At 60.9% G+C, this 25,485-nt stretch carries 26 protein-coding genes and 1 tRNA gene; 13 read left to right on the top strand and 14 right to left on the bottom strand.

The genetic code is table 11. The features are described 5' to 3' along the window. Window positions 1-5 precede the first annotated feature (5 nt). Window positions 6-815 carry an NAD kinase gene (locus QM659_RS09115; RefSeq protein ID WP_127076706.1) on the bottom strand — a complete coding sequence of 270 codons (810 nt, stop codon included), beginning with the start codon at window positions 813-815 and terminating at the stop codon, window positions 6-8. A 15-nt stretch (window positions 816-830) separates the two neighbouring features. Between QM659_RS09115 and cutA the strand changes: the two genes are divergently transcribed. From cutA to QM659_RS09155, 8 genes are all read left to right on the top strand, one after another. Then, window positions 831-1,229: a divalent-cation tolerance protein CutA gene (cutA, locus tag QM659_RS09120; protein ID WP_415188180.1), complete on the top strand. Its 399-nt coding sequence runs from the start codon at window positions 831-833 to the stop codon at window positions 1,227-1,229. Between the two features lie 173 nt (window positions 1,230-1,402). Continuing rightward, window positions 1,403-1,804: a hypothetical protein gene (locus QM659_RS09125; RefSeq protein WP_415188181.1), complete on the top strand. Its 402-nt coding sequence runs from the start codon at window positions 1,403-1,405 to the stop codon at window positions 1,802-1,804. 18 nt (window positions 1,805-1,822) lie between these two features. Then, a complete protein-coding gene (locus tag QM659_RS09130) occupies window positions 1,823-2,572 on the top strand; it encodes a CDP-alcohol phosphatidyltransferase family protein (RefSeq protein WP_415188182.1) in 750 nt (249 codons plus the stop codon). A gap of 34 nt (window positions 2,573-2,606) precedes the next feature. Beyond that, window positions 2,607-3,458 carry a TerC family protein gene (locus QM659_RS09135; RefSeq protein WP_415188183.1) on the top strand — a complete coding sequence of 284 codons (852 nt, stop codon included), beginning with the start codon at window positions 2,607-2,609 and terminating at the stop codon, window positions 3,456-3,458. Between the two features lie 136 nt (window positions 3,459-3,594). Next, window positions 3,595-4,506, top strand: a complete 912-nt coding sequence (locus tag QM659_RS09140; RefSeq protein ID WP_415188184.1) for an alpha/beta hydrolase — start codon at window positions 3,595-3,597, stop codon at window positions 4,504-4,506. A gap of 172 nt (window positions 4,507-4,678) precedes the next feature. Further along, window positions 4,679-5,455: a MipA/OmpV family protein gene (locus tag QM659_RS09145; RefSeq protein ID WP_415188185.1), complete on the top strand. Its 777-nt coding sequence runs from the start codon at window positions 4,679-4,681 to the stop codon at window positions 5,453-5,455. Window positions 5,456-5,625: 170 nt separating this feature from the next. Continuing rightward, window positions 5,626-6,453: a MipA/OmpV family protein gene (locus QM659_RS09150; protein ID WP_415188186.1), complete on the top strand. Its 828-nt coding sequence runs from the start codon at window positions 5,626-5,628 to the stop codon at window positions 6,451-6,453. 608 nt (window positions 6,454-7,061) lie between these two features. Further along, window positions 7,062-7,526 (top strand): hypothetical protein, encoded by a 465-nt coding sequence (locus tag QM659_RS09155; RefSeq protein ID WP_415188187.1) that lies wholly within the window; start codon window positions 7,062-7,064, stop codon window positions 7,524-7,526. A 157-nt stretch (window positions 7,527-7,683) separates the two neighbouring features. Here QM659_RS09155 and QM659_RS09160 read toward each other — a convergent pair whose 3' ends face one another. The 4 genes from QM659_RS09160 to QM659_RS09175 form a co-directional block, all read right to left on the bottom strand. Then, on the bottom strand, window positions 7,684-8,418 hold the full coding sequence (locus QM659_RS09160) for an arginyltransferase (RefSeq protein ID WP_415188188.1): 735 nt from the start codon (window positions 8,416-8,418) through the stop codon (window positions 7,684-7,686). A gap of 85 nt (window positions 8,419-8,503) precedes the next feature. Continuing rightward, window positions 8,504-9,325 carry a M48 family metallopeptidase gene (locus tag QM659_RS09165; RefSeq protein ID WP_415188189.1) on the bottom strand — a complete coding sequence of 274 codons (822 nt, stop codon included), beginning with the start codon at window positions 9,323-9,325 and terminating at the stop codon, window positions 8,504-8,506. Window positions 9,326-9,617: 292 nt separating this feature from the next. Further along, the gene (locus tag QM659_RS09170; protein ID WP_415188190.1) at window positions 9,618-11,147 is read right to left on the bottom strand and encodes a substrate-binding domain-containing protein; all 1,530 of its coding nucleotides are present in this window, start codon (window positions 11,145-11,147) and stop codon (window positions 9,618-9,620) included. Window positions 11,148-11,184: 37 nt separating this feature from the next. Continuing rightward, window positions 11,185-11,874, bottom strand: coding sequence for a hypothetical protein (locus QM659_RS09175; protein ID WP_415188191.1), 690 nt, complete (start codon window positions 11,872-11,874; stop codon window positions 11,185-11,187). Window positions 11,875-12,367: 493 nt separating this feature from the next. Between QM659_RS09175 and QM659_RS09180 the strand changes: the two genes are divergently transcribed. Continuing rightward, on the top strand, window positions 12,368-14,248 hold the full coding sequence (locus QM659_RS09180; RefSeq protein ID WP_415188192.1) for an ABC transporter ATP-binding protein: 1,881 nt from the start codon (window positions 12,368-12,370) through the stop codon (window positions 14,246-14,248). A 48-nt stretch (window positions 14,249-14,296) separates the two neighbouring features. On the opposite strand, the gene QM659_RS09185 is transcribed toward QM659_RS09180, so the two are convergent. The 7 genes from QM659_RS09185 to QM659_RS09215 form a co-directional block, all read right to left on the bottom strand. Further along, the gene (locus QM659_RS09185) at window positions 14,297-15,373 is read right to left on the bottom strand and encodes a sulfate/molybdate ABC transporter ATP-binding protein (protein WP_127076692.1); all 1,077 of its coding nucleotides are present in this window, start codon (window positions 15,371-15,373) and stop codon (window positions 14,297-14,299) included. After that, a complete protein-coding gene (cysW, locus tag QM659_RS09190) occupies window positions 15,370-16,293 on the bottom strand; it encodes a sulfate ABC transporter permease subunit CysW (RefSeq protein WP_415188193.1) in 924 nt (307 codons plus the stop codon). The genes QM659_RS09185 and cysW overlap by 4 nt, the downstream gene beginning before the upstream one ends. 4 nt (window positions 16,294-16,297) lie before the next feature. Next, entirely contained in the window at window positions 16,298-17,140 is an 843-nt protein-coding gene (gene cysT / locus QM659_RS09195; protein WP_415188194.1) for a sulfate ABC transporter permease subunit CysT, read from the bottom strand. 69 nt (window positions 17,141-17,209) lie between these two features. Next, window positions 17,210-18,199: a sulfate ABC transporter substrate-binding protein gene (locus QM659_RS09200; RefSeq protein WP_127076690.1), complete on the bottom strand. Its 990-nt coding sequence runs from the start codon at window positions 18,197-18,199 to the stop codon at window positions 17,210-17,212. A 162-nt stretch (window positions 18,200-18,361) separates the two neighbouring features. Then, on the bottom strand, window positions 18,362-18,892 hold the full coding sequence (locus tag QM659_RS09205; protein WP_127076689.1) for a DUF934 domain-containing protein: 531 nt from the start codon (window positions 18,890-18,892) through the stop codon (window positions 18,362-18,364). Continuing rightward, a complete protein-coding gene (locus QM659_RS09210) occupies window positions 18,879-20,537 on the bottom strand; it encodes a nitrite/sulfite reductase (protein ID WP_415188195.1) in 1,659 nt (552 codons plus the stop codon). The genes QM659_RS09205 and QM659_RS09210 overlap by 14 nt, the downstream gene beginning before the upstream one ends. A 23-nt stretch (window positions 20,538-20,560) precedes the next feature. Then, window positions 20,561-20,911, bottom strand: coding sequence for a DUF2849 domain-containing protein (locus QM659_RS09215; RefSeq protein WP_303487333.1), 351 nt, complete (start codon window positions 20,909-20,911; stop codon window positions 20,561-20,563). A gap of 359 nt (window positions 20,912-21,270) precedes the next feature. On the opposite strand from QM659_RS09215, the gene QM659_RS09220 reads away from it, so the two are divergent. Continuing rightward, a tRNA-Val gene (locus QM659_RS09220) sits at window positions 21,271-21,345 on the top strand. A 204-nt stretch (window positions 21,346-21,549) separates the two neighbouring features. Then, window positions 21,550-22,032: a TOBE domain-containing protein gene (locus tag QM659_RS09225; RefSeq protein ID WP_303487332.1), complete on the top strand. Its 483-nt coding sequence runs from the start codon at window positions 21,550-21,552 to the stop codon at window positions 22,030-22,032. Here QM659_RS09225 and QM659_RS09230 read toward each other — a convergent pair. Together QM659_RS09230 and QM659_RS09235 are read right to left on the bottom strand one after the other, a co-directional pair. After that, on the bottom strand, window positions 21,947-22,372 hold the full coding sequence (locus QM659_RS09230) for a winged helix-turn-helix domain-containing protein (protein WP_303487330.1): 426 nt from the start codon (window positions 22,370-22,372) through the stop codon (window positions 21,947-21,949). The genes QM659_RS09225 and QM659_RS09230 overlap by 86 nt on opposite strands. A 526-nt stretch (window positions 22,373-22,898) precedes the next feature. Next, window positions 22,899-23,657 (bottom strand): Crp/Fnr family transcriptional regulator, encoded by a 759-nt coding sequence (locus QM659_RS09235; protein ID WP_415188196.1) that lies wholly within the window; start codon window positions 23,655-23,657, stop codon window positions 22,899-22,901. Between the two features lie 94 nt (window positions 23,658-23,751). Between QM659_RS09235 and QM659_RS09240 the strand changes: the two genes are divergently transcribed. Both QM659_RS09240 and QM659_RS09245 read left to right on the top strand, forming a co-directional pair. Then, complete coding sequence (locus QM659_RS09240; RefSeq protein WP_415188197.1) at window positions 23,752-25,008, top strand: radical SAM protein; 1,257 nt, start codon at window positions 23,752-23,754, stop codon at window positions 25,006-25,008. Between the two features lie 10 nt (window positions 25,009-25,018). Continuing rightward, window positions 25,019-25,483 carry a hypothetical protein gene (locus tag QM659_RS09245; RefSeq protein WP_415188198.1) on the top strand — a complete coding sequence of 155 codons (465 nt, stop codon included), beginning with the start codon at window positions 25,019-25,021 and terminating at the stop codon, window positions 25,481-25,483. Window positions 25,484-25,485 lie beyond the last annotated feature (2 nt).

Genomic DNA, 25,485 nt, shown 5'->3' on the forward strand with positions numbered 1-25,485 from the left:
CAACGTCAGAACCGGAACTGCTCGGCGAGGATGCGCTCCTCAAGTGCGTGGCCGGGATCGAAAAGGAGCTTCAAACCCACGGCTCGCTCCTCGCGAATGGTCACGGATAGAACATTACGGAATTCGGCATGGTCGGCCACCGCGCTCACCGGGCGTTTTCCGGCCTCCTGGATCGTGATCTTGACAAGCGCCTTGTTCGAGAGGAGCGCGCCGCGCCAGCGCCTCGGCCGGAACGGGCTGATGGGGGTAAGCGCGAGAAGCTTCGCTTTCAGCGGCAGGATCGGGCCGCCCGCCGAGAAATTATAGGCCGTGCTTCCGGCTGGCGTCGCCACGAGAACACCGTCGGCGACGAGTTCGCCGATGCGCTCCTTGCCGTCGACCGAGATCGACAGCCGCGCGCTCTGCGCGGTCTGGCGGAAGAGATGAACCTCGTTCACCGCGAGCGCGTTCAGCGTCTCGCCCGCCATGTTCTCCGCCTGCATCTTGAGGGGGTGGATGATCGACAGCTTGGCGTTGGCCACGCGCTCGGGCAGGTCGTCCTCGATGAACTCGTTCATGAGGAAGCCGACCGAGCCGCGATGCATGCCGTAGATCGGCACCTCGGTGCCCATGAAGCGGTGGAGCGTGGACAGCATGAGCCCGTCCCCGCCGAGCGCCACGATGACGCTGGCTGATGACGGATCGACAGCGCCATAGCGTTTCGCAAGCCGCTTCAAGGCGGCCTGGGCTTCCGGCGCGGGGCTTGCAACGAAGCCCAGACGCACCTTATCCGCGAAGACGGCGCCGCGGCTCGGGGCGGGGATTACCTCGGCCATGAGAGCCCGGCCCCGTTGTCCGGCAAGCCGACCCGCCGAAAAGCGATGTCCATTGGTAAATCCGTCCGAGAAGAAGCCATGACCGAAGATGCTGCTATGATCGTCATATATACCACGCTTCCAAGTGAAGAGGACGCTCGGAAATTGGGCGGTGCGCTGGTGGAAGAGCAACTCGCCGCCTGCGTCAATATTCTTCCCGGAATGGTTTCAATTTATCGTTGGCAGGGTGCCCTCGAAACCGGAAACGAAGCCGTCATGCTCGTCAAGACCAGAAAGAGCATGAAGGCGCGGGTCATGCATGAAATTTCCGCGCGGCATCCCTACTCCGTACCCGCGATCCTTGTCTTCGAGCCCAGCGATGTCGCCGCATCCTATCTCGATTGGCTCCACAATCAAACGTCCACCTCGCGCTAGCTCATTGAGCCGAAATTATGGCAAGCTTCACGCAAGGTTGGTGCTTTTTCGCAACGCTTGCGCATTAAAGATCCGAAAACCTCTGAAAACAGAGGTACTTAAAGGATGAATCAACGAACTTGCATTCATAGAGGTTCGCAATCATCTTAAGCGTGTAGCGGGGAGTAAAGTGCATGGGCTGGCAAGGAAAGTTGAAGGAGGCAGCACTGGCGTGTTGTATCGCCTTGTTGCTGGCCCAGCAGCCGACAAGGGCAGAAGCCTTTACAGCCGAGCCGGTCACACCTCCGGCTGCGGCACAGATCCCTTCGTCTCCCCTTGCGAAGCCTGCCATGCCTCAGGCAGACTTCAATGCTCCGAGCGATCAAGTGCAAAAGTCGGGCGGTACGGAAGTCGCCATACCCGGTATCGGCGTGGTTGGAACCCTGCCGAAACTCGACTTCGGTCTCGAACTGTTGTATGGCCCCAAAAATGGCGGTTCTGCGTCCGAGTTGTCGGCGCCACCGCTGCAATTCGATCAGCGCTCGCTCGAAAAGGACGACGTGCAGATCAAGGGCACCTTTACCCATAAGTTCTGACATCACCCCGGCTATCGGATGACCTCGCGCTTCGTCTCGACGCTTAAGATCTGGGCCTGCGCCGGTGTTCATCTTCTCACCGCGAGCGGTGCCGTCTTCGGTCTTTTCGCGCTCATGGCCGCGAGCGATTCTCAATGGGAAGCCGCGTTCGCATGGCTCGGCGTCGCGCTGGTGGTGGACGGCATAGACGGCCCTCTCGCGAGGGCGCTCGACATCAAGAAGACGCTCCCGCGCTTTTCGGGAGAAGAACTCGACCACGTCGTCGATTATCTGACGTATGTCACCGTTCCCGCCTATATGGTGGTGACATCGCCCATCGCGCCTGAGGGCCTGCGCCTGCCTCTGGCCGCGCTCATCCTGCTTTCATCGCTCTATCATTTCTCCGACACGGAAAGCAAAACCGCCGAGGGCTATTTCGTCGGCTTCCCGGCAATCTGGAACGCGGTCGTCCTTTATTGCTTTGTGCTCGGCCTCGATCAGGTCGTCGCGGCGGTCGTCATCGCCCTTTGCGTCGTCTTCACCTTCATTCCGCTATGCTGGGTTCATCCGGTGCGCGTTCGACGGCTGCGCCTTCTCACCCTCGGCGTCGTGCTGGCATGGAGCGCCGCCGCGATCTCGGCGATGCTCCACGGCTTTCCGGGCACGATCGGAGAACGGATCGTTTTCGCGGTCGCCGCGGTTTATCTCATCGCAGTCGGCGTCAGCGGAAAAAGGCGCAGCGCTTCTGCTTCCGATGCACCGGAGCTGACGGCACAGTCCGGCGCTTGATTTGAAGGGACCGCTTCCGGGCGGGTGATCATCCGTGGAATTACTGCTCGATCCGTCCGTTTGGGCCGCGCTCGTCACCTTGACGGCGCTCGAAATCGTCCTCGGCATCGACAACATCGTGGTGCTTTCGATCCTCACGCAGCGTTTGCCGCCGGATCAGGCAAGGCAGGCGCGCGCAATCGGCCTCAGCCTCGCGCTCGTGCTGCGGATCGCAATGCTCTTTGCGATATCCTGGATCATTCATCTCACCTATCCGGTGTTTTCCGCGGCCGGGCGCGAATTTTCGTGGCGCGACCTCATCATGATAGGGGGCGGCCTGTTCCTGCTCGTCAAGGCGACACAGGAAATTCACGCCTCCATCGAGGGGGATGGGCACGCGAACGCCGCAACGGCGAAGGCGAGCTATTCCGCCGTCATCGCGCAGATCGCCGTGATGGATATGGTCTTCTCGCTCGATTCCATCATCATGGCGGTCGGTCTGGCACAGCACATCGAGGTGATGGTGGCGGCGGTGTGCATCGCCATCGCCGTCATGTTTCTGGCGGCGAACCCGGTCGCCGAATTCATCAAGCGGCATCCCACGACGAAGATGCTCGGCCTTGCCTTCCTGTTCCTCATCGGCGTGGCGCTCATCGCCGACGGCTTCGAGGTTCACATTCCGCGAGGCTATATCTACTTCGCCATGGGTTTTGCGGCGTTGGTGGAGGCTTTCAACATATGGGCCAAGGCGCGCCGCGAGCGCTCCGTCCCGGCAAGCGGCCGCTCCGAATCAGAGACAGCGAAGCGCCCCGTTTCTGTCGCGGCGTCACCGGCAAGCGGGCCGGCGCCCCTCGCCGGCAGGCCGCCCCGAAGAGGAAAACCCACGTCAAAACAGCGCCGTCGATAGACGTCTGAACGATATCCCGACGTTTTCCCCACACCCTGCGGCCGCGCCATTGACTTGATCGCGCTCTTGGCCCTGATTTCGTCCATAACGCCCGCTAGCCAGCAGGCTGCGGGTTTGTCCATTGGGAAGGGGATTCATGCGCGGCCTTATTGTCACGGCCTTCGCTGCCATGATCGCGGCGGGAGCGGCCCCTTGCGCCGCCGAACGGGTCACGATCGAGCATCTCGGCCTCGGCCTCACAGCCAATCTGGAAATCGCGCCCGGCAAGTCGCTGAAGAGCGACGGCGCGGTGCTCATCGTGCACAACTCGCTCGGCAGTGACCGCATGGAGCCCATCGCGACGCTTCAGGACGCGCTGCGCGATCAGGGTGTCAATACGCTCGCAATCACGCTCGGGCTCGGCTTCGACAGCCGCAAGGGCAACTTCAACTGCGCGCTGGAGCAGGCGCACCACCACGAGGACGCGATCGACGAAATCGCGGACTGGGTGAAGTGGTTGAAGGACAAGGGCGCTGCTTCCATAACGGTTGCGGGGCATGGTCGCGGCGCCAATCAGGTTGCGCTTTACGCCATCAACCGCCTCGACAAGAGCGTGAAACGCGTCGTGCTGATGGCTCCGCTGATGCAGACGGAGGAGAGCGCCGAAGCCGAATATCGCGCCATTTTCAAGGGCTCGCTGCGGCAGTATCTCGGTCAGGCGGAAGAACTCGTGGCGAACCAGAACGGCAATCAGTTCGTCAATGTTCCGGGCTTCCTGACCTGCTCCAATCCGGCGGTGACGGCGAGTGCTTTCGCCAACTATTACGCGTCCAATCCCAAGTTCAAGACGACCAACCTCTTGCCGAGCATCAAGCTGCCGGTCCTGATTGCGGTCGGTGACGGCGACCCCGCGCTTCCGGAGATCAAGGCGGCGGAAGGCGAGTTTTCGCAGCTCAAGACCGTGACCTTGTCGGTGGTTCCTGGCACCGATCAGAACTTCCACGACCTCGGCGCGGAAGAACTCGCCAAGAAAGTCAGGGAATTCCTTTTTCATCGCGTGCAGGGATAGCGAAGCTGGTCGGATCCTTCTCGGCCAGCGGAGTTGGTGCGAACTCCTATTACATTAAATTTGTTCGCGCTTTCAGACGGCGGATTTCGCAAGCTCGCTGTTTGAACTATGCTTCGCCTGCGGAGCCTGAATGATGATGTCTCACAGAGCAGCGGTATCTGGGGTTGTGTTAGTGGTCTGCGCCGTCGGCTCTGCGCGCGCCGTCGATGCCCCTCATCCAGTCGAAGGCACGCCCTCGGTCTGGATCGTGGAGCTTGGCGGCTATGGCGTTTTCGAGCCGACCTATCTCGGCTCCCGGCGCTATGGGGGAAGCTTCAAGCCTCAGATCGATATCCGCGAAGCGGGCGACAAGGAGTGGCTTTCCTTTCCCAACGACGCCTTCGACTACAGCCTCTACGAAACCAACAATTTCCGCGCAGGTCCGGCTGCCGACATTTCGCTGCAGAGCCGACTGCACGGTCAGGACATCGATCTGCATCTGGGCAAGGCCGATGTTACCCTTCAAGGTGGGGCATTTTTCGAATATTATCCGCTGGATATGATCAGAACCCGGGTGGAATTGCTGCAGGGCATAAACGGCAACCTTGGCTTTGCGACAAACCTGTCCGCGGACTACATCTGGCAGCCGAGAGAAGATCTCGTGCTTACGCTCGGACCTCGCGCGCAGATTGTGAATGATCGCTATGCGTCGGATTATTTCTCAACGCAAATCGCTTTCAGGCATCATAACACCTACGTGCCCTATCGCGCGGAGGGTGGGCTTCTGTCATCGGGCGGCGAGTTCACGAGCAAATACGATCTGACGAGCACGTTCAGCGCGAAATTCTTTCTCGACTATACCCAGTTGATGAGCCCTGCCGCAGACAGTCCGCGCGTCGATCTCAAGGGCGCGAGCGACCAGGTTATCGTTGGCATCGGCGGCAGCTATAAATTCGACATCCACCAGTAGAACATCCTTTTGCTTTCGCGCGGGCATTGGGGACGCGTGCCTGATTTCGGTGCAAAATTACAACTTGCATCGCGTTTCGCTCGTCTCGCCGTTAGAAAATACAAGCCATTACGGTATGACTCAGCCATGTTACGCACAGATTATAACGTCTAACGGCAAGGGCGTGGGCTATGGTGGGATTGAAACAGGCTGCGGCCTGTGTCGCGTTGCTGGGCTTTGCAGCGGGTAGCGCTCAGGCGGCGGACCTTTTTGGTGAAAGCGGCGGATACAAGGACGGTGCGGCTGCTCCGTACTGGGTGGTGACTGTCGGCGGATACGCGGCTGTGGAGCCGTCTTTCCCCGGCGCGAAGGATACGGACTTCACGTTCCGCCCGATCTTCGATTTCTATCGCGCGGGCGAGAAGGAGTGGCTGAGCCTTCCCAACGATGCGTTCGGCTTCACCCTCTATCAGACGGCCAATTTCCGCTTCGGTCTCGCGGGCAATTATATCGACGAGCGCAACGTCAGCGACGATCGCCGCGCTCTCACGGGCCTTCGCGATATCGACTACACGATCCAGCTCGGCGGCTTCGCGGAATACTACCCGGTTCCGTTCATTCGCACGCGCGTGGAACTTCTGCAGGGCGTCACCGGCGCGGAAGGCTTTGAGGCCAACCTCATCGCGGACTTCATCTACCGCCCCGCTGCGCAGTGGCAGTTCACCGTTGGGCCGCGCCTGAAATTCGTGTCCGGTGACTATAACTCCGAGTTCTTCTCGACGCCGAGCAACTACCTCAATCTTGGATATGCCTATAACGCGGGCGGCGGGCTGAACTCCGTGGGCGTGTCTGCAAGCGCGCGCTATGATGTCAACGAGCGCTGGTCGATCCGCGGCTTCGCGGAGTGGAACCGTCTCGAAGGCGATGCCGCCGACAGCCCGCTCGTCAAACTTCGTGGCGACGAAGACCAGTGGCAGGCCGGTATCGGCGCCGCCTACAAGTTCAACTTCACGTACTAATCGGCTCGCGTTAAATCGGGCGCAATTTGCGAAGAGCCGCTCCCGATTTGCGGTGCGATGCTGTGGCGATGATCTGGAGCGCGCTTTTGGTTCAATCAGAAGCGCGCTCTCTCTGTTTTTACGTCTTGCCGGAAGCCCGCTTAACACTTTTCCAGACGCGTCCTGGCGCGTAAAGTGGCGACACGCCATTTGCTCTCGGTTCGGGCGCGAACCTCGGATATGTCAACGCCAGCGCCCCCGCTCTGGCGTTTTTTTCGACTCCGTTCGCGCGGTGAGGGGCGTCCCGTGGCCATGGCGGCCTCGGCTGGGCCGTGTCTCCGTGTGGGTTGGCGCGCGTCGTTTTAACGAGCGTTTTGCTGAAATCCCACCGTCTCCGCCACAATTTCGCACCGTGGACTGTCTATTACCATTTGTTAACGAGGTGTTGCGCATCGCTGCGCTGACGCTTGGGTCGCTTCCGGCCGAAATGGATGGCAGTTCGCCGGAGCGGGCAGATGGTTGGGTTTTCGCCCGTTTAGGACGCGCGAGAAATCCTCATGGGCGGGCGGTGCCTTTTGGGTGATCAGGGCCGAACGAGACCGCGGAAGCTTGGGGCGAGCGAAATCGGCATGCAGGTCAGGTGGGCGTTTTTCGTCTTGTTCGTGGGTGCGGGCACGCCAGTTTTTGCGCAAGCGGCGGCGTGCGATGCGGGTGCATTCAAGACCGTGGTGGCCGAGGCAGGCGCGGCGATCTCCGGCCTGCAGGATGCCAACGCAAAGACGGTGCAGGCAAAGCTTCAGGCGCTGCGCGCGCACCACAACTGGTCCGACGATGTCTATCCCGTGCGGGCGACGCCGTTCGTGAAGGATGACACGACGATGGCGATTGATGCCGCGAACCGCGCCCTGCTCCTCAAGGTGCAGTCTTTCGATGCCGACAAGGCGGCGTCAGAGGATGGGCGTTGTTCGATGCTTAGCGAGTTTCGCCTCGTGATGGACGAAGTCGTTCGCAACACGGCGGCGAAGTGGCGACACATGGTGGCGAAACTCGACGCTGCGACGGCGGAGGTCATGCAGGCCGGGATGGGCGAGTAAGGCGGCATTTCAGCATCTTCGTGCTGGCGCGTTGTTTGACCGGCTCGCGCGTGACACAGTCGGTGCTGTGCCGATGGCGCGATGATGGTCCTCGCTCGGCGTGTCTGTGTCTCCAACGCGCCGCCTTTTGCGAGACGCGCTCTTTGCCGATGAGCTTTTACGGGGTGCGGCGGACCCAGCCCAGTGGTGTCAGGTGCTCTTGCGGCGTGAAGCGGGTCTTGTAGGCCATCTTGCGCGAGCCCGCGATCCAGTAGCCGAGATAGACATAAGGCAGCCCGCGCGCCCGGGCGAATTCCACCTGTTCAAGAATGATGTAATTGCCAAGGCCGCGCTTTGAAAGGTTCGGGTCATAGAAGGAATAGACGAGCGAAATGCCGTCGCTGAGCCGGTCGCATAGGACGGCTGCGATCAGCGGCCCGCTGTTCTCGCCATCGCGTGGCTTGAGGCGGTATTCCGTGAGATAGGTCTCGACCGCGCTATCCTGGATCATCATCGAATAGTCGAGCAACGTCATGTCGGCCATGCCGCCATCCGCATGGCGGACTTCGATATATTCGCGAAAAAGGGAGAATTGTTCGAGCGTGGCCCGGCCGGAGATGCGCCTCGCGGAAAGATCCTCGTTGATGCGCGCAATCTTGGCGAGGGTGCGATGGGGCTTGAACTCGTTGACCACGATGCGCACGGGCACACAGGCCGCGCAGTGGTCGCAATAGGGCATGTACGCGATGTTCTGGCTGCGACGGAAGCCGCCCTTCAGCAGATTGTCGACAAGGGCTACGGGACGATCCGCGGACAAATGAGTGAAGATCTTGCGCTCCATACGCCCGGGGATATAAGGGCAGGGTTGCGGCGCAGTCACATAAAACTCGGGGAATCGTCTTTTCTGGTCCAAGGTAATCTGGCGGCTAGCGTGGAGGCGGAACCATTGTGCCTAAAAAAATCACGTTAAGCCAGACGCAAAGAGGATAAACAGGAAATTAAGTTTCGCTACCGAACCGATGAAGCTCCGTCCCATTTGTCTTAAGCCATATCTTGGCTCGATGGTAATTAGGGACCGCGTCGCGAACGAGACGCCAGAAGCGAGGGCCGTGGTTCATTTCCCTCAGATGCGCGACTTCATGCGCCGCGACGTAATCCAAAACAAATGGCGGCGCAAAGATGAGCCGCCATGAAAAAGAAAGTGTGCCGCTTGTGGAGCAGGAGCCCCAACGCGTTGCCTGATCACGGATCGCAAGGCGTTTGGGGCTGCAGGAAAGGGTTTGGGCGTGTTTCTCCACACATACTGCGAGATCCTTGCGCACTTCGGCCCGGAACCAGTCGTGAAGGCGGCGCGGCGCATGCTCCGGATCGCCACTTACGAAAAGCGCGGGCATCCGCGGATCGACGCGAAAACATGAGAGGTCGCGCGTCAAGTCGGAACGGTCGATCGAACAAGGCAGCGACTGGGCGTATTCAGGCGTCTCGGTCCACACGACATGCGAATGGCGCCTGGGACCGGCGAAGCGGACGCGATGCATCTGCCCGCGCAAAGGGATGAGGGAGCCGTCAGCGAAGGGGACGGGTTCTGGAAGTCGTTCGAGCTGTCTTTTCAGCCAATCCACATGACGGGCAAGGAACGCGCTGGCATCTTCGACGCATCCCCGATTGGGAAGCGTCAGGATCGCGGCACGCTCGGTGTGGCTGACTTTAAGGGAAAACCGTTTCGCGCGTGGCGAGCGTCTCAGTTCCACGGTGCACCCGACATCGGGGACACGCAGAACGGGAGTTTGCTCAAGAGGAATAATCGATGCTGCTAGCATGAGACTTTCGTCAATGCTTCAACGCGGTTTCAATTCTCGGCGACTCGTCAGAAACGATAGCATGGGCCTTGTGAACAATCTGCGCCTTTTTGAACACAGATTGTATAAGAAGCGGCCACCATATCGAAAACGGGAGCCTTAGGCCACATGCAATCTTCCCCTTGTCGCGTACTTATACGTTACCACCTTTCTCCTAGCCCCGGTTGCGCTTTTTTGCAACAGGGCGGATAAAGCGACATTTTTCCAATATTTTTCAGGACTGCTGCCAACCGTATCTGCAACCTGAGGTAGATCAGTCCTTTATCCAGACCTCGACACGGCGGTTCGCGTTCTGGCCTGCTTCCGAGGTATTGCAGCCTACCGGAAGAAGACTTCCGTACCCTTTGACGGTGATCTTGTTGGCGGGCACGCCTTCCGCGACGAGGGCATTCTTGAAGCTCGTAGCGCGATTGAGAGACAGGGTCTTGTTCGTTTCGAAAGCGCCGGTGCCGTCCGTGAAGCCGAGGAGAAGCAGATCCTTGCCGTTCGCTTCGCTCTTCAGGAACCGGGCGAGGCGGGGAATGTCCTGCATCGCCTTGTCGTCGAGAACGGCGGAGTTCCGATGAAAGCGGAAGTTCACCGACAGGCGCCGGCCCGATTTCACATCGGTCGTCAGGTCGCGCATGAGAGCGAAACTGAACTCCTTCTCGGCGACAAGAAAGGCGGGCCAAACCCGCCCCGCCTGCTGGTCGAAGGTCTGAAGGTCGATGCGCTGGTTGATGAACCCGGCCTCGGAGATGATGTCCTGCGCCTTGTCGGATAGCGCATAGGCGATAAGCTTGTCGCCGAGCGGGCCGGTCTTGCCGCTGTAGAGATAGAGCCGGCGCGAAAGGGGATATTCCTCGGTCTTCACGGAAAAGACATCCGGCGAGGAGACGATCCCGCAGTTCGACGCGACAGACAGCGGCTTCGCGTTACGAATATAGGCGAATCCTGAAAAGCCGATGCCGCTCGGATCGCGTGCCGTTTCGTCGGAAAGGTCGTGGCTGGATTCGAAGCGCCTGGCGCCCGCCGATAGCTTGAGCTTGAGAGGCGAGAGCACAAGGCTGTTGAAGGTGTCGAAGGTGCCGGACTTCGCGTCGCGCGCGTAGACGTGGATCGGGCCGGGATTGCCTCCGACGTCCTTCCAGTCCTTGATATCGCCGGAAAAGATCTTCGCAATCTGTTCGAGGCTCAGGGTCTTGACCGGGTTCTTTGGCGAGACGAACACCACGATGCCGTCGAGCGCGAAGACATGCGTCCTGAGTGCGATGCCCGCATCGGCGACGGACTTCGCCTCGTCGTCCTTGATCGGCCGCGACATGGCGCCGATCTGGGCCTTGCCTTCGATCAGGCTTTTCGGCGCGGTGCCCGATCCATGCGACTTGATGTCGATGGAAGCGACATCCTTCCCGCTGGCGTCGGAGAGCTTGAAGACGATTTCCTCGGGGTCCGCGCCGACGACTTTTTCTGCCACGAAGCCTTCGTCCTCGGCGAAGCGTTCCACGGTGTTGGGCATGAGCTGCGCGCCGATGGTGTTCGAACCGTGTATGCCGAGCGTCGCGATCAGGGGCTTCGGGCAGGTCGGGCCGGTGCATTCGAATTTCGCGCTTTCGAGCGCCATCATGCCGAACTTCTCGGACCGGATCACAAAGGACGCCGAGTCGGAGGCGACAAGCTCGCCGATCACGGTCAGACCGCCGCCGCGAAGCGTCAGCGTGACATCCTCGGCGTTCACGGGTGCGAAGGACGCCGCGAGGGCAAGAAGCGATGCGCTGGCGCGGCAAGCGTTTCGAACGAACATGGAAACCTCGGGGAAGGGGTGAACGGGGTCTATCGTGTCAGCGGGTGAGAATGAGTTGCGGCAGCGCCTTGGAATTGTAGCGGGCGGTTTGATCGGATGGCTGCCCGCACGGGAGCGGCGCGAACGAGCCTCGCGTGCGCGACACGCTTCCGTTTGGGCGCCAGACGGCGACGCGGTATTCGAGATCGGCGTAAAGCCCGGTGCCGCAGCTGTCGGGCTCCTGCGGGATGCGCGCACGGCTTTCATAATCGAGGGCGAGCGTGACCGCGCCGGAAGCCTGGCTCGGCTCGTGAATGAAGGTGTAGACCTCAAGCTGGTCGCCTTCACTCGTGCCGTCCGAAACAGTCGTCATGAAGCCGTGACCGAGCTTGTCGCGTCTGTGCCGCTCCTCCGCCTGCCAGCGGCTCGACGGCGCGCCCGCCCAGACATGGCCGGCATCGTTGAAATCCGCAGCGTATTCGAAGGCATGGAGATCGAGGTTGGCCCGGCCCCGCCAGAAAAGCGCGACCTTCGTGACGCGCTCGAGATCGATGGTCCTGAGCTGGGCCTGAATTTCCGTGCCGTCGGGAAAGGTCAGCTTGAGCGGGGGCTTTTCGCCGAGATAACAGTCGAAAAGCACGGTAAGCGCGCCGTTTTCATCGAGGACACGGACGAGCGTAAGGCTATCGTAGCGAAGCGAGATGTGCCCGCCCGCAAAACAGGGGGCGGAGATCGAAATCCGTGACAATCCCGCGCTGACGGGCTCAACGCTGACACTTGGTTCGCATGCCGGAGCGCAATGGCCGGGCGGCGACGCGGCGAAGAGGCACACGACCGCACACAAGCCGGCAAACCAGAAGGCGCGGCTATTCATGAGTTCGGCCCCACCTTGAACTCGACGACGCTTCAATTGCATACGATCATATTTATGTGATAATTCTACGACAGCTTAACGCATTGTAACGGCAGGGGAAAAGTTGAGACGGGTGCCGAATTTCGTGGCACGGCGCAATAAGTTGAATGCACACGTCAATAACTGCGAAGGTTGCCCCTCGCTTGCCCGCGGCTTCCCAAATGCATTTTTCTGTGGTACAAGCTGCGTCCCGACTGTCCCGGCGAGAACAAAGAAAACCTCCAAACGATGCGACTGAGAGAATTTTCTGATCGGGCGCGCGCCTCCGCGAACACTTAAGTTTCGCTTTTGCCGCGCAAAACTCAACCTTTTGGCGCGAGCAAAAACCATGTTTTCCTGGTTTGAAAAACTTGTTGACCCATTCAAGACGGTTCCGCTGACGCGGCCGCCGCACAAGCTCCTTTCTTTCTACTGGCACTATATCGGGGGCGTCTGGTGGGTATTCGGCCTGGTCCTCGTCTCCGGTGTCGTCGCGGCGCTGATCGAAGTGGCGCTGTTCACATTCGTCGGGCAGATCGTCGATTTCGCCAAGGCGGCGGAAAATCCTGCCGCATTCTTTCAGGAACACGGGCGGACGCTGATCTTCATGGCGATCGTGGCGCTCGTCATCCGTCCGATTGCGTTCACGATCCATTCGCTGCTCATCAACCAGAGCATCAACGCGAATGTGCAGGCGCTCGTGCGCTGGCGGCAACATCGCTATACGCTCCGTCAGAGCCTGTCGTTCTTCCAGAACGACTTCGCGGGCCGTATCGCCAACCGCATCATGCAGACGGGACAATCGCTGCGCCAGTCCGCCATCGATGTGGTGGATGCGCTCTGGTATGTCGCGATCTACTGGCTATCGGCCGCGGTCATCTTCTTCGATCTCGACGCGCGGCTTGTCATTCCGCTGCTGCTGTGGCTCGTCGGTTTCGGCGTCATGGTCTGGTATTTCGTGCCGCGCCTCATTCGCATGGCGGTGACGGTGTCGGAAGCGCGTTCCACTCTCATGGGGCGCGTCACGGATAGCTACGCCAACATCCTCACGGTGAAGCTCTTCGCTCATACGGCGAGCGAGGAAGCCTATGCGAAGGACGCGATCTCGGATCACCTGCACAAATTGCAGGCTCAGCTTCGTGTCATCACGCTCTTCGAGATGTGCCAATGGGTGCTGACCGGGCTCCTGATCGCGGGCACGACGGGGCTTTCGCTCTGGCTATGGAGCGAGGGAGCGGTGACGCTCGGCGCCATCGCGGTGACGACCGGCCTCGCCATCCGCATCAACAACATGTCGTCGTGGATCATGTGGGTCATCACGACGATCTTCGAGAATGTCGGCACGGTCGAAGAGGGCATGCGCGCGCTGTCCAAGCCGTGGAATGTCGTCGACGCGCCGGATGCGAAGCCGCTCGCGGTCGACAAGGGCACGATTGCCTATGAAAAGGTGCGGTTCCATTACGGACGCGGCAAGGGCCTGATCGAAGACCTCTCGCTCCGCATCAAACCGGGCGAGAAGGTCGGGCTTGTTGGCCGTTCGGGCGCGGGCAAGTCCACGCTCATCAATATCCTTCTTCGGTTCCACGACCTTGAGTCCGGGCGCATTCTGATCGACGGTCAGGATATCTCGAAGGTCACGCAGGATTCGCTTCGCGCGAAGATCGGTCTCGTCACGCAGGACACGTCGCTCTTGCACCGCTCGGTCGCCGACAATATCCGCTATGGAAAGCCATCGGCGACGATGGACGAAATCGTGGCGGCGGCGAAGAAAGCGCATGCGCATGATTTCATCGTCGAACTTCAGGACGCCAATGGCCGGAAAGGTTACGAGGCCGAGGTGGGCGAGCGCGGCGTCAAACTGTCGGGCGGCCAGCGCCAGCGCATCGCGATTGCGCGCGTGCTGCTGAAGGATGCGCCGATCCTGATCCTCGACGAGGCGACGGCGGCGCTCGATTCCGAGGTGGAAGCCGCGATCCAGGATCAGCTCTACAACCTCATGGAGGGCAAGACCGTGATCGCCATCGCGCACCGGCTGTCGACGATTTCGGCGATGGATCGGCTTATCGTCATGGACAAGGGCCGCATCGTCGAGGACGGCACGCATAAGGAACTGCTCCGACACGGAGGCCTTTATGCGGGTCTGTGGGCGCGGCAGTCGGGCGGCTTCCTGCTGGAAGAGCGCGAGTCCGCGGAGCCTATCGCAGAGCCGGGTCGATACGCCGCCGAGTAGCCGCAGACGCCGCGCCAGTCAAGCGGCGCGGGGGCAGCGCGTGCGGGCTTACAAGGAAGCCGATGTCAGCGACTCTGCCGCTCCGTCCTCGTAAATGCGATAGCGGCGGGGCGTCAGCCCCACGAGGTCGCCGGGGCGGACAGCCGCTTCCGGCGGCAGGCTCGCCTCCACCAGCAGATCGTCGCCGCCGTAATCGAGCCGCACATCCGCGAAGGACTGCGCGCCGACCCGGCGAACCGAGCGCACCGCACCCTGAAGCGGCGCTTCCGAGACTTCTCCGAAGGTGAGGTCGTGCGGGCGGACAAAAAGACGGGCGGGGCCGGTGGCCGGAAGTTCGTCGTTCGTGGCGAGGCGCCGCGAGCCGATCCACACCCCGCCATCTTCGATGCGCACCGGCAGCTTGACGGACTCGCCGATGAAGTCGAACACGAAGGAATTCGCTGGTTCGTTGTAGATTTCCTCGGGCGTGCCGACCTGCTCTATCTTGCCGTTGCCCATCACGACAACACGGTCGGCGACTTCGAGCGCCTCCTCCTGATCGTGCGTGACGAGCACGGAGGTGACATTCAGTTCGTGATGCAGATCGCGCAGCCAGCGGCGCAGCGACTTCCTGACCTTCGCGTCGAGCGCGCCGAAAGGCTCGTCGAGCAACAGCACGTTCGGTTCGATAGCCAGCGCGCGCGCCAGCGCCACGCGCTGACGCTGGCCGCCGGAAAGCTGGTCCGGGTAGCGCTCCGCGAGCCCCTCGATATGAACGAATTCCAAGAGCTTTTTGACACGCTTCACGATTTCGTGTTCCGGCTTCCGCTCGCGCCGGGGCCGCACGCGAAGGCCGAACGCCACGTTCTCGAAGACGGTCATATGGCGGAACAGGGCGTAGTGCTGGAAGACGAAGCCGACATGACGCTTTCTCACGTTGAGATTGGCCGCGCTTTCGCCCGCGAACAGCACGTCTCCCGAATCCGCCCACTCCAGCCCCGCGATGATGCGCAGGAGGGTGGTCTTGCCGGAGCCCGATGGGCCGAGAAGCGCGAGAAGCTCTCCGCTGGCTATGTCGAGATTCACATTCCTGAGCACGACGAAGTTCCCGAAGCGCTTCGACAGGTTACGGACATCGATCTTCATCTTTTGCGCTCCAGTTTGCTTTCCAGCACGCCTTTCAGCACCAGCGTCACCAGCGCGAGAAGCGCGAGCAGGGACGCCACCGCGAAAGCCGCCGTGAGCTGGTATTCATTATACAAGATTTCAATATGCAGCGGCATTGTATTGGTTTCGCCGCGGATATGGCCCGAGACGACCGACACCGCACCGAATTCGCCCATCGCGCGCGCGTTGCAAAGGAGGATGCCGTAGAGCAGCCCCCACTTGATATTCGGAAGCGTCACCCGGAGGAAGGTTGTAAAGCCCGTCGCGCCGAGCGAGAGCGCGGCCTCCTCCTCGCTCGTGCCCTGTTCCTGCATGAGCGGGATCAGTTCGCGCGCCACGAAGGGGAATGTCACGAAGATCGTTGCCAGCAGGATCGCGGGGAACGCGAACAGGATCTTGATGCCGTTATCCTGCAGCCAATGCCCGAAGAAACCCTGCAGGCCGAACAGCAGCACGAACACGAGACCGGACACCACCGGCGAAATCGAGAAGGGCAGGTCGATCAGCGTTACGAGCAGCGTCTTGCCGGGGAAGCGGTATTTCGTGATCGTCCATGCCGCGATGACACCGAAGAAGAGGTTAACCGCGACCGACGCGGCTGCGACGAGGATGGTAAGGCGGATGGCCGAGAGGGCATCTGGGTCGGTGAGGGCCGAGAAGTAGGCGAACCATCCCTTGGAAAAAGCCTGAACGAAGACGGCCGTCAGGGGCACCACGATGAACAGGGTGAGAAATCCGAGCGCGACGAGTGTCAGGAGGATGCGGACCGGAAGCGACTCCGTGTTCGCCCTAACGCCTCTCGGCGCCTGGGTCGGGAAGCTTCGTTCCGCGCGTCCGGAGCTTTCCTCCGCGCCGCCGAAGCCAGCCTCCCGGTTGGTGGTTGCGTCAACGAGTGTCATGGCCCTAGCTCCTCGTCTCTGTCCAACGCTGAAGCCGATTGATTACGAGAAGCATGATGAAAGCGACGAAGAGCATGATGACCGCGATCGCTGTTGCATCGGCATAGCGGAATTCCTCAAGACGTATGACAATGAGGAGCGGCGCGATTTCCGAGACATTGGGCAGATTGCCGGCGATGAAGATGACCGAGCCGTATTCGCCGACCGCGCGGGCGAAGGCGAGAGCGAAACCGGTCAGGATCGACGGCAGCAGCGTCGGTGCGATCACCTTCCGGATGACCTGCCAGCGGGTCGCCCCGAGTGTCGCCGCCGCGAATTCAAGCTCTGGGTCGAGATCCTTCAGCACCGGCTGCACCGTCCGCACCACGAAGGGGATGCCGACGAAGATCAGCGCCACCAGAATGCCAAGCGGTGTGAATGTCACCTGAATTCCGAGCGGAGCGAGAAACTGACCGATCCAGCCATTGGGAGAGTAAAGCGTGGCGAGCGCGATACCCGCAACGGCGGTGGGCAACGCAAAGGGAATATCGACGATGGCGTCGGCGATGCGTCGGCCTGGGAATTCATAACGTGTCAGTACCCAGGCGACGATCAGGCCGAAGATGACGTTGAAGATCGCCGCCGCGAAGGCGATGCCGAACGATAGCTTGAGCGCGTTCAGCGTGCGCGTGGCCGTGAGGATGGCGATGAACTGGTCGAAGCCCACACGCGTGGCGTAAAGGACCATGGCCGCGAGCGGGATCAGAACGATCACCGAAAGCCAGGTAAGGGTGAGGCCGAACGTCAGCCCGAAGCCTGGGATGACGCTCGGTTCCCGAAAGCGCAATCTGGTCGATAAGGAGGACAAGGCGGGTCACTCTCTTCGTTACGATTTTGCGATTATAAACGTGAGGTGAAGTCCTTGCCTCCCTCGTAATTACTTGCCGTAAATCTGATCGAAGACGCCGCCATCGCCGAAGTGGGTCTTCTGGGCTTTCGTCCAGCCGCCGAACACGTCGTCGATGGTGAAGAGCGCGACCTTCGAGAACTTGTCAGCGTATTTGTCGGCCACTTCCTTCGAACGCGGGCGATAGAAGTTTTTCGCTGCGATTTCCTGGCCTTCCGGAGCGTAGAGCGCCTTCAGGTAGGCATCTGCGACTGCCCGCGAACCGCGCCGGTCGACGACCGAGTCGACGATGGCGACAGGCGGTTCGGCGAGAATCGAGACGGACGGCGTCACGATCTCGAACTTGTCGTCGCCGAATTCCTTAACCGAAAGATACGCCTCGTTTTCCCACGCAAGGAGCACGTCGCCCTGATTGCGCTGGACGAAGGTCACGGTCGAGCCGCGCGCGCCGGTGTCGAGCACGGGCACCTGCTTGAAGATCTGCGTGACGAATTCCTTGGCCTTCTCTTCCGAGCCGTACTTCTTCAGCGCGTATCCCCAGGCCGCGAGGTAGTTCCAGCGCGCGCCGCCGGACGTCTTGGGGTTCGGGGTGATGATCGACACGCCGGGCTTCACCAGGTCGTCCCAGTCCTTGATGCCCTTGGGGTTGCCCTTGCGGACGAGGAAGACGATCGTCGACGTGTAGGGCGAAGAGTTGTCCGGGTATTTCTTCTGCCATTCCTTGTCGAGAATGCCCTTCTCGGCGATTTCGTCGATGTCGTAGGCGAGGGCGAGCGTTACGACGTCTGCCTCGATGCCGTCGATGACGGCGCGCGCCTGCTTGCCCGAGCCGCCATGGCTGGCCTTGATGTTAAGCGTTTCGCCCTTTTCCGCCTTCCATTTCTCGACGAAAGCCTTGTTGAATTCTGCATAGAGTTCACGCGTGGGATCGTAGGAAACGTTGAGCAGGGTATCGATGGCGTAAGCGGGGGCGCCGATCAGCGTAGCCGCTGCCAGTGCCAGAACGGTCCGTCTGAGCATGAAAATCTCCGAATTTTAAGTTTCAAATGCGATGCTTCTTCAAATGCGCCAGCTCGCGCTGGTCTTCTCCCCCGGCTGCTCGCTTACGCGCCTCAGCTGGGGCTTCCACACAACGCCCGGCGGTGCATGCAGACGCCTGACCGGACGTAAGAGAGAACCGGCTCACCCATCGCTTCCATCCTGGTTCCTTGACGAAGAAAAAGGCGGAGCGAAGCGGAACCTGAAATGGGCATCGCTTGCTTGAGAAGGCTGGTAAAGGCCCGAAAACTCGTTCACCGCCTTCGCGAATGCCTTTGCGTCGTGTTCCTTCCTGACTTCGAACGCGTCGAAGCCGGAACGCACCATGAAAAGGAACTGGTCACGCAGGACGTCGCCCGTGGCGCGGATCTCGCCTGTGAAACCGTATGCCTCGCGCAGCCGCCTTGCCTGAGTGAAGGCGCGGCCGTCGCGGTAGATCGGGAAGTCCAGCGCAATCAGGGAAAGGCGGGATAGATACGGTTCGAGCAGGCTTTCCGGCTTGTCGTTCGGCAGCGCCACGCCGAGCGGCACATTGCGTCCTTCCAGCGATTGCGGAGTCTGCGCGAGCAGCCATGCAAGCGGGACGATCACGGGCACGTCCGTCGGCACCGGTTCGTCTCCACCGAGACGAACATAGGGATCGTCCGCGATCTCGCCCTTCTTAATGTACGGCATGAAGCGCCTCCTTGAACGGCTCCACGCCGAGGCGTTTCACTGTATCGATGAAGAGTTCCTTTTCGCTCGTCCTCAGGTCGAGGTAGCGGTTCACGATGCGCTCGATGGTGTCCACCACCTCATCGTAAGGAATTGCGGGGCCAAGCAGATCGCCGAACCGCGCATCCTCGTCCGCCTTGCCGCCGAGCGTGATCTGGTAGAACTCGCGGTCGTTCTTCTCGACGCCGAGAATGCCGATATGGCCGACATGGTGGTGGCCGCATGCGTTGATGCAGCCCGAGATGTTCAGATGGAGACGTCCGACCGAGCGCGCCCTGTCGAGATCGGCAAAACGTTCCGCGATGGCCGTGGCGATAGGGATCGAGCGCGCGTTGGCAAGGCTGCAATAGTCGAGCCCTGGGCAGGTGATGCTGTCCGAGATCAGATTTACGTTCGGCGTTGCGAGGCCGGCCGCGTCAAGCTTCCGCCAGAGGGTGAAAAGGTCTTTCTGGCGCACATGCGGCAGCACGAGGTTCTGCTCGTGGCCGACGCGGATCTCGCCTGCGCTGTAGGCGTCGGCGAGGTCCGCGAGCGCATCGAGCTGGCTGGAAGTCGCATCCCCCGGCGGCTTGCCGACGGGCTTCAGCGAGACGGTGACGATGCCATAGCCTTGCGCCTTGTGAGGCGAGACGGAGTTCGCATGCCAGGTGGCAAAGCGCTCGTCTGCGGCGAGCGCCTCTTGCAATTCCGCGGGCTCGTCTTCGAGCGTTTCATAGGCGGGGTACACGAAGCGCGAGCGGATGTCAGCGAGGAACGCATCGTCGAGCTTCAGATAGCCGTCGCGAATGCGCTCCCATTCCTTTTCGACATCGGCTTTCAGCTTCTCGACGCCGATCTCGTGAACGAGGATCTTGATGCGCGCCTTGTAGATGTTGTCGCGCCGGCCATGGGCGTTGTACGTGCGCAGGATCGCTTCGAGATAGCTGATGATGTGCTCCTTCGGCACGAAGTCGCGCAGGAGCTTGCCGAGGAAGGGGGAGCGGCCGAGACCGCCGCCGACCAGCACCTCAAAGCCCACCTCGCCCGCATCGTTTCGGACCAACCGCAGGCCCACATCATGCACCTTGATCGCCGCGCGGTCGCGCGCCGAGGCCGTGATCGCGATCTTGAACTTGCGCGGCAGGTAGGTGAATTCCGGGTGCAGGGACGACCACTGCCGGAGAACCTCGGCCCAGAAGCGCGGGTCTTCGATCTCGTCGGGAGCGACGCCCGCCCATTGGTCGGTCGTGATGTTGCGAATACAATTCCCCGACGTCTGGATGGCGTGCAGCCCGGCCTCGGCGAGGCTCACGAGCACGTCCGGCATGTCGGAAAGCTTGATCCAGTTGAACTGGATGTTCTGGCGCGTCGTGAAATGACCGTAGCCCCTGTCGTACACGCGGCCGATTTCGGCGATCTTGCGGAGCTGTGTCGACGAAAGCGTGCCGTAAGGGATCGCGATGCGCAGCATGTAGGCGTGAAGCTGAAGATAGACGCCGTTCATGAGACGAAGCGGCTTGAATTCGTCTTCGGTCACTTCGCCCGAGAGGCGGCGCGCGACCTGATCGCGGAACTGGGCGGCACGCTCCGCGATGAACGTGCGGTCGAATTCGTCGTAAACATACATCGCGGAATTTTTCTCCGATGTTTTCAGGCTGCCACCTTGCCAGCTTCCTCGGGAAGGTAGGCAACCGGTGCATCGGAAGGAAGCGGGAATGTGGGGCCTTGGCTGCGAATTTTCTCGCGCAGATTGCCGGGCGTTGGAAAAGGCGCGGTCTCGACGCGCGCGACATAGGGGCCGACTGCGACGAGCCCGTCGCTCTGTGCGGCTTTCAGCGCGGCAAGCGCTTCGTCGGCGGTTTTCAAGACCTCGGCATCGGCGAGGCTTTCCGACCAGCTCCCTTCGCTCGTACGGTGAATCACGACGCCATCGGCAAGGCGGTTCGCCGTAATCACAACCGGCCCGCTGATCTTGAGTTTCTGCTGATGAGGATGTGCCATGCTCTTCCCCGACCCTTTCCTTCGGCGCAGCCCGCCGAGAGGCGTGCGGAACCCGCCCGCCTTGGACCAGAGTTTGGCGATCTTTGAAAACTTCTCAAGAAAAAATGCGCATTACCGGGAAAATAAGTGCGCACATGGGCAGCATGTTGCCGTAATGGCAAAATAATATTGCTGATGTGCGAGCTTCAGAGATTGTGTTGCTCTTTTTGACGCTTACGGCGCAAAAAAGCCCCTGTCCCCTCCGGCAAATCCTTGGTCAAAGAACCTTCAGACAGGAAAAATAGGAAAACAGCGCGGAAGCCTCTTGATTGCGCTGCGCGCATTGGTAATAAAGGTTCCTCGCTCGCTTATGGCGACGCGGGCACGTAGCTCAGCGGTAGAGCATTCGCTTCACACGCGAAGGGTCACAGGTTCGATCCCTGTCGTGCCCACCAATATGGTTTCCGCATTGTTTTCTCAGGGTTTTTTCGGGGGGCGGCGTAACACCGGCCATCCGTTGAGGCGTGGGCGATCCGAGCCCGTGCGCGAGGGTTTTACGCGCCGACCGGTGGCGGAAGTCGCGCTTGCATGTTTTTTGCAAAGCGCTGTATCGCATCCATGTTGCGAAACCGACCAAGACCAGATCAGGGAACATCCCTTTGCCGACCGACAGCGCGCCGAAGAACAGGTTCAAGCTCTCCACCACGCTCGAAGCGCGTGTGCATCATCACAACGACAAGACCGGCATCACGACGCTCTTTCTCGGTGCCTTCGAACTGCGCGTGCCGCGCGTCGCGGCCGAGCCGGGCACGGGTGTTGCCGTGGATATCGACGCAAGCGACGTTTCCATCGCGCTCTCTCGCCCGATGGATGTGTCGATCACGAACCGCCTTCCCGGGACGATTGTTGAAGTGGAATATCTCGACGCGCCCTATGCGCGGGTGACGTTCGATCTCGGCGTCTGCAATCTGCACTCGCTCGTCACCTGGGAGTCGGTCGAACGGCTGGCGCTCGAACCCGGTCTCAAGGCGTGGGCGATGATCAAGACCATTGCCATCACGCAGATGAACGTAAATCCTGACTCTCTTCCTGAACCGCGCCCGACGTTGCAGTCTCGAACGACCAATCGAGAGATGAAGTGAGTTCTTCCAGCGTTGCGGTTGCCGCGCGGGCCGAGCGCCGCTCGACCGAGCGGAAGACCGCGACGATGCGTTCGCCGAATGGCGTCACTTCCGCCCCGCCGCCGCGCCGACCGGGGAAGGTGTCTATGACGCGCGTCTCGAAGGTGCGGTTCAGCGCGTCCGTCATCAGCCAGGTCTTGCGATAGGAGATGCCCATCAGCTTGCTCGCGCCGAGGATCGAGCGGCATTTCTGAACGGTTTCGATGAGCGCAATATCTTCCTCGTCCAGGCTGCCTCCGTTGGGCAGGGCGAGGCTGACATGAAGACGGGCCTTTTCCTTCTGACTCGTGGTCTGATCCATTGTCGCGTCCAAGCCTCGCTTCGGCATTACCTGTCTTGCGTCCTATATAGCACCCCCAGCATGGTTTTTAAATGCCGGTAACGAAGCGCGCATCTGCGACGATTTCATGAGGCCGGCGGCCCACGAACGACAATCACCCGCATTGCGAGGTCGCTGTAATCCCAGTGAAGCCCAAGAGAGGGGAGGCTTCGGTGCGGAGATCGACGGCTTTGTAATGAGCAGTCGGCACGCATGCGAAGCCATCGCAAACGTTCCGTAATAATTCTAAGAACGAGCGCGGAGACGCCAAGCATTCCGAACGCCTTTGCACTTCGCAACCCGACCGGCCAATCGCGTCCGGACGTGCTTATCGCGGGCTGGCATGCGCCGTCATCGACGCGGGCGAGAAGCCCTACACCTTTGCGCTTGCGGGCGAAACCTGAACGACCCGCGCCATCAAATAGTCCTTCGCCGCGCCGCTTGAGCCCTCGCAGCAGGGCCGTCCGTTTGCGGATGCGTCGCGACGGGCCGCCTTTTCGTTTGGGCTCTACGCCTGAAGCCCCCGCAGTTTCTCTTCCTCGCGGATCACGATGCGGTCGGGCGCCACCTCGATGTAACCCTTCTCGCGGAACCGTTCGAGCGTGGCTGATATCCATTGCCGCGTCGCGCCGACCATGCGCGCCAGTTCGTCCTGTGTCAGCGTGCGATCGATGATGACGGTGTCGCCGATGCGCTGGCCGCCCAGCTCGGCCATGAGCAGCAGAAGCTGAGCCAGCCTTGCGGCGGCGGAACGCGTGCCGAGCATCTGGATCAGGCTTGAGAAGCACTTGCCCTTCTGTTCCAGCGCCTCGACGAGCGCAACCGCGATCCGAGGACGGCGTTCTATCAGCACGCGCATTCCGTCGCCAGGCACGAGGAGGACGCGCGCGGGCTGCTCGGCAATTCCCGACCACATATGCAGGCAGCCACCGAAGATGTGAGGCCCGCCGACGAAGTTTCCCGCCGACCAGTAGGCAAGCGTGAGTTCGCGCCCGGACGGTCCGACGTAATAGACGCGGACCTTGCCGGACAGGATGATGAAAATGCCCTCGTTCGGTTCGCCCTGGCGGAACACCATCGCGCCTGGCGCGAACACCTGCACCGACGACAGGGCGAAAAGCTCCGCAACGTCGCTTTCGTCGAGGCCATGGAAAAAATTCGGGTTTGCTCTGCCATGCCCCTCATCGCCATAAAGACGTAGCGAGAACTCCGCGCCTTCTAGTGATTTTATGCTCGGCTTTCCGGCTTGTTCAAAATATTCTTCCATTGACCCTGTATTCACGGCTCATCATGGGCAATTAGTTGCTGGCTTATAGCTCAATCTCCATCGATTTTGTAGACGCTAAAAATTGGAGATTGACGTGGTCGCCCTGCTCAAGGAAATCTATCGCGCCGAGCCGTCCTTCGACGAAGTGCTGGCCGAACATCCCCGCTTCCCGCGCCTCATTGCGCGCAAGATCGACGTGCAACGCCGTGGCGTGCACTACACGGAAGCCGCCGAAAAGGCCGTCGATCCGGCCGTGCACCAGTTGCGCAGCCCCTATATCTTCGGCTCGCGCGACGGCGAGATCAAACCGCTGCCCGAATCGCTGCTTCTGCGCGACGGAACGACGATTCTCGTGGATCCGACCCCGCTCGATCAAAACCCCTATGTGGTGGATTACCGCGACGGCCGCTTCGTGCTGCTGGACGATGGTCAACGCGTCGAGGAAGTCGATCTGTGGCCGAAGCCCTCCTATTACGACAAGCTCACCACCTCCGGCCTGCCGATGAGTCACATCGTAAGCGCGCGGCCGCAGCGGCTGAACGTGTTCCAGTCGAGCTTTTGCTACTTCTGGGCCGACAAGGAAGGCTGCCAGTTCTGCGATATCGTCACGCATACGAAGCAGCAGCGCGATGAAATAGGCGTGCCGAACAGGCTTCGTCCGGAGGACGTCAAGGAAACCGTCGCCGAGGCGATCAAGGAACCGGGCCGCTTCACCAATCTCTGCCTCACCGCCGGCTCTGTGACCAAGGGCAAGGAAATTTTCGACCTGGAGGTGGAGTTCTACATCGAACTGCTTCAAGCCATCGGCGAGAACTTCCGCACGAAGAAATTTCCGAGCCAGCTGATCGCGTCCGCCTTCAACGAAAAGCAGCTTGCGCGTCTCTATAATGAGACGGGCCTGACGAGCTACACCACCGACCTCGAAGTCCTGAACGAAGAACTGTTCGGCTGGATCTGCCCGGGCAAGGCGCGACAGGTCGGCTATCAGGGCTGGAAGCAGCGTCTCGTGAACGCGGTGGATATCTTCGGACGCGGCAACGTCGGCACCGGCATCGTCGGCGGCGTCGAGACCGCGCAGCCCTCGGGCTTCAAGAGCGAGCACGAAGCGCTGCAATCGACGCTGGCTGAAGCCGATTGGCTCGCGGCGCGCGGCGTGACCACCGTCTATATCGTCTGGGTGCCTCGCCCCGGCTCGGCCTTCCGCGACCAGAAAGCGCCGTCGCTCGACTACTTCATCCGGCTGGCGAAGGGGCTTCAGGACATTCGCGCTTCCCACGGCCTGAAGGTCGATTTCGACGACTATCGCCGCTGCGGCAACCACCCCGACTCAGACCTTGCACGCCTTCAGTAGGAGCGCCAAAATGGCCGCGATTTTAACTCCCGATGTGATCGCGCTGCTCGACAGCGCCGAAACGATCAAGATTCTTGCCACCGTCGATGCGAACGGCGCTCCCGATGCCGTAGAGAAGCCTTCGCTGCACCACGGCGGCGACAGCACGATCCATGTGCTCGAATTCCTCGAAACCTCGGCGGCCAACCGCAATCTGACACACGCCATCTGGTTCGGCGGCTCGGTGTCGATCGCGCTTCACGGGGCGGACGGCCACCGCGTGCAGATCAAGGGGCGCCCGGTGAAGCTGCACATCACCGGCCCGCTTTTCCAGAAGCACTATGTGCGCGCCCGCGAAACGCTCGGCGATGTCGATCTCGCGGGCGTCTGGGTCATCGAGCCGGACGAGGTGATCGACGAACGCTTCGAGAAGGTCCGCGCCCGCGAGGATGCGGCGCATCCCGATTTCATTCATCTCGACCGCATTGCGGTCTAGGT

It is taken from the genome of Rhodomicrobium sp. (assembly GCF_047605405.1).
Classification (GTDB): domain Bacteria; phylum Pseudomonadota; class Alphaproteobacteria; order Rhizobiales; family Rhodomicrobiaceae; genus Rhodomicrobium; species Rhodomicrobium lacus.

Excerpts from the sequence above, each read along its gene's own strand:
- QM659_RS09115 (WP_127076706.1), bottom strand. The coding sequence starts at position 815 with ATGGCCGAGGTAATCCCCGCCCCGAGCCGCGGCGCCGTCTTCGCGGAT.
- QM659_RS09125 (WP_415188181.1), top strand. The coding sequence starts at position 1,403 with ATGGGCTGGCAAGGAAAGTTGAAGGAGGCAGCACTGGCGTGTTGTATC.
- QM659_RS09130 (WP_415188182.1), top strand. The coding sequence starts at position 1,823 with ATGACCTCGCGCTTCGTCTCGACGCTTAAGATCTGGGCCTGCGCCGGT.
- QM659_RS09140 (WP_415188184.1), top strand. The coding sequence starts at position 3,595 with ATGCGCGGCCTTATTGTCACGGCCTTCGCTGCCATGATCGCGGCGGGA.
- QM659_RS09150 (WP_415188186.1), top strand. The coding sequence starts at position 5,626 with ATGGTGGGATTGAAACAGGCTGCGGCCTGTGTCGCGTTGCTGGGCTTT.
- QM659_RS09155 (WP_415188187.1), top strand. The coding sequence starts at position 7,062 with ATGCAGGTCAGGTGGGCGTTTTTCGTCTTGTTCGTGGGTGCGGGCACG.
- QM659_RS09165 (WP_415188189.1), bottom strand. The coding sequence starts at position 9,325 with ATGCTAGCAGCATCGATTATTCCTCTTGAGCAAACTCCCGTTCTGCGT.
- QM659_RS09170 (WP_415188190.1), bottom strand. The coding sequence starts at position 11,147 with ATGTTCGTTCGAAACGCTTGCCGCGCCAGCGCATCGCTTCTTGCCCTC.
- QM659_RS09180 (WP_415188192.1), top strand. The coding sequence starts at position 12,368 with ATGTTTTCCTGGTTTGAAAAACTTGTTGACCCATTCAAGACGGTTCCG.
- QM659_RS09185 (WP_127076692.1), bottom strand. The coding sequence starts at position 15,373 with ATGAAGATCGATGTCCGTAACCTGTCGAAGCGCTTCGGGAACTTCGTC.
- cysW (WP_415188193.1), bottom strand. The coding sequence starts at position 16,293 with ATGACACTCGTTGACGCAACCACCAACCGGGAGGCTGGCTTCGGCGGC.
- QM659_RS09200 (WP_127076690.1), bottom strand. The coding sequence starts at position 18,199 with ATGCTCAGACGGACCGTTCTGGCACTGGCAGCGGCTACGCTGATCGGC.
- QM659_RS09205 (WP_127076689.1), bottom strand. The coding sequence starts at position 18,892 with ATGCCGTACATTAAGAAGGGCGAGATCGCGGACGATCCCTATGTTCGT.
- QM659_RS09210 (WP_415188195.1), bottom strand. The coding sequence starts at position 20,537 with ATGTATGTTTACGACGAATTCGACCGCACGTTCATCGCGGAGCGTGCC.
- QM659_RS09215 (WP_303487333.1), bottom strand. The coding sequence starts at position 20,911 with ATGGCACATCCTCATCAGCAGAAACTCAAGATCAGCGGGCCGGTTGTG.
- QM659_RS09230 (WP_303487330.1), bottom strand. The coding sequence starts at position 22,372 with ATGGATCAGACCACGAGTCAGAAGGAAAAGGCCCGTCTTCATGTCAGC.
- QM659_RS09235 (WP_415188196.1), bottom strand. The coding sequence starts at position 23,657 with ATGGAAGAATATTTTGAACAAGCCGGAAAGCCGAGCATAAAATCACTA.
- QM659_RS09245 (WP_415188198.1), top strand. The coding sequence starts at position 25,019 with ATGGCCGCGATTTTAACTCCCGATGTGATCGCGCTGCTCGACAGCGCC.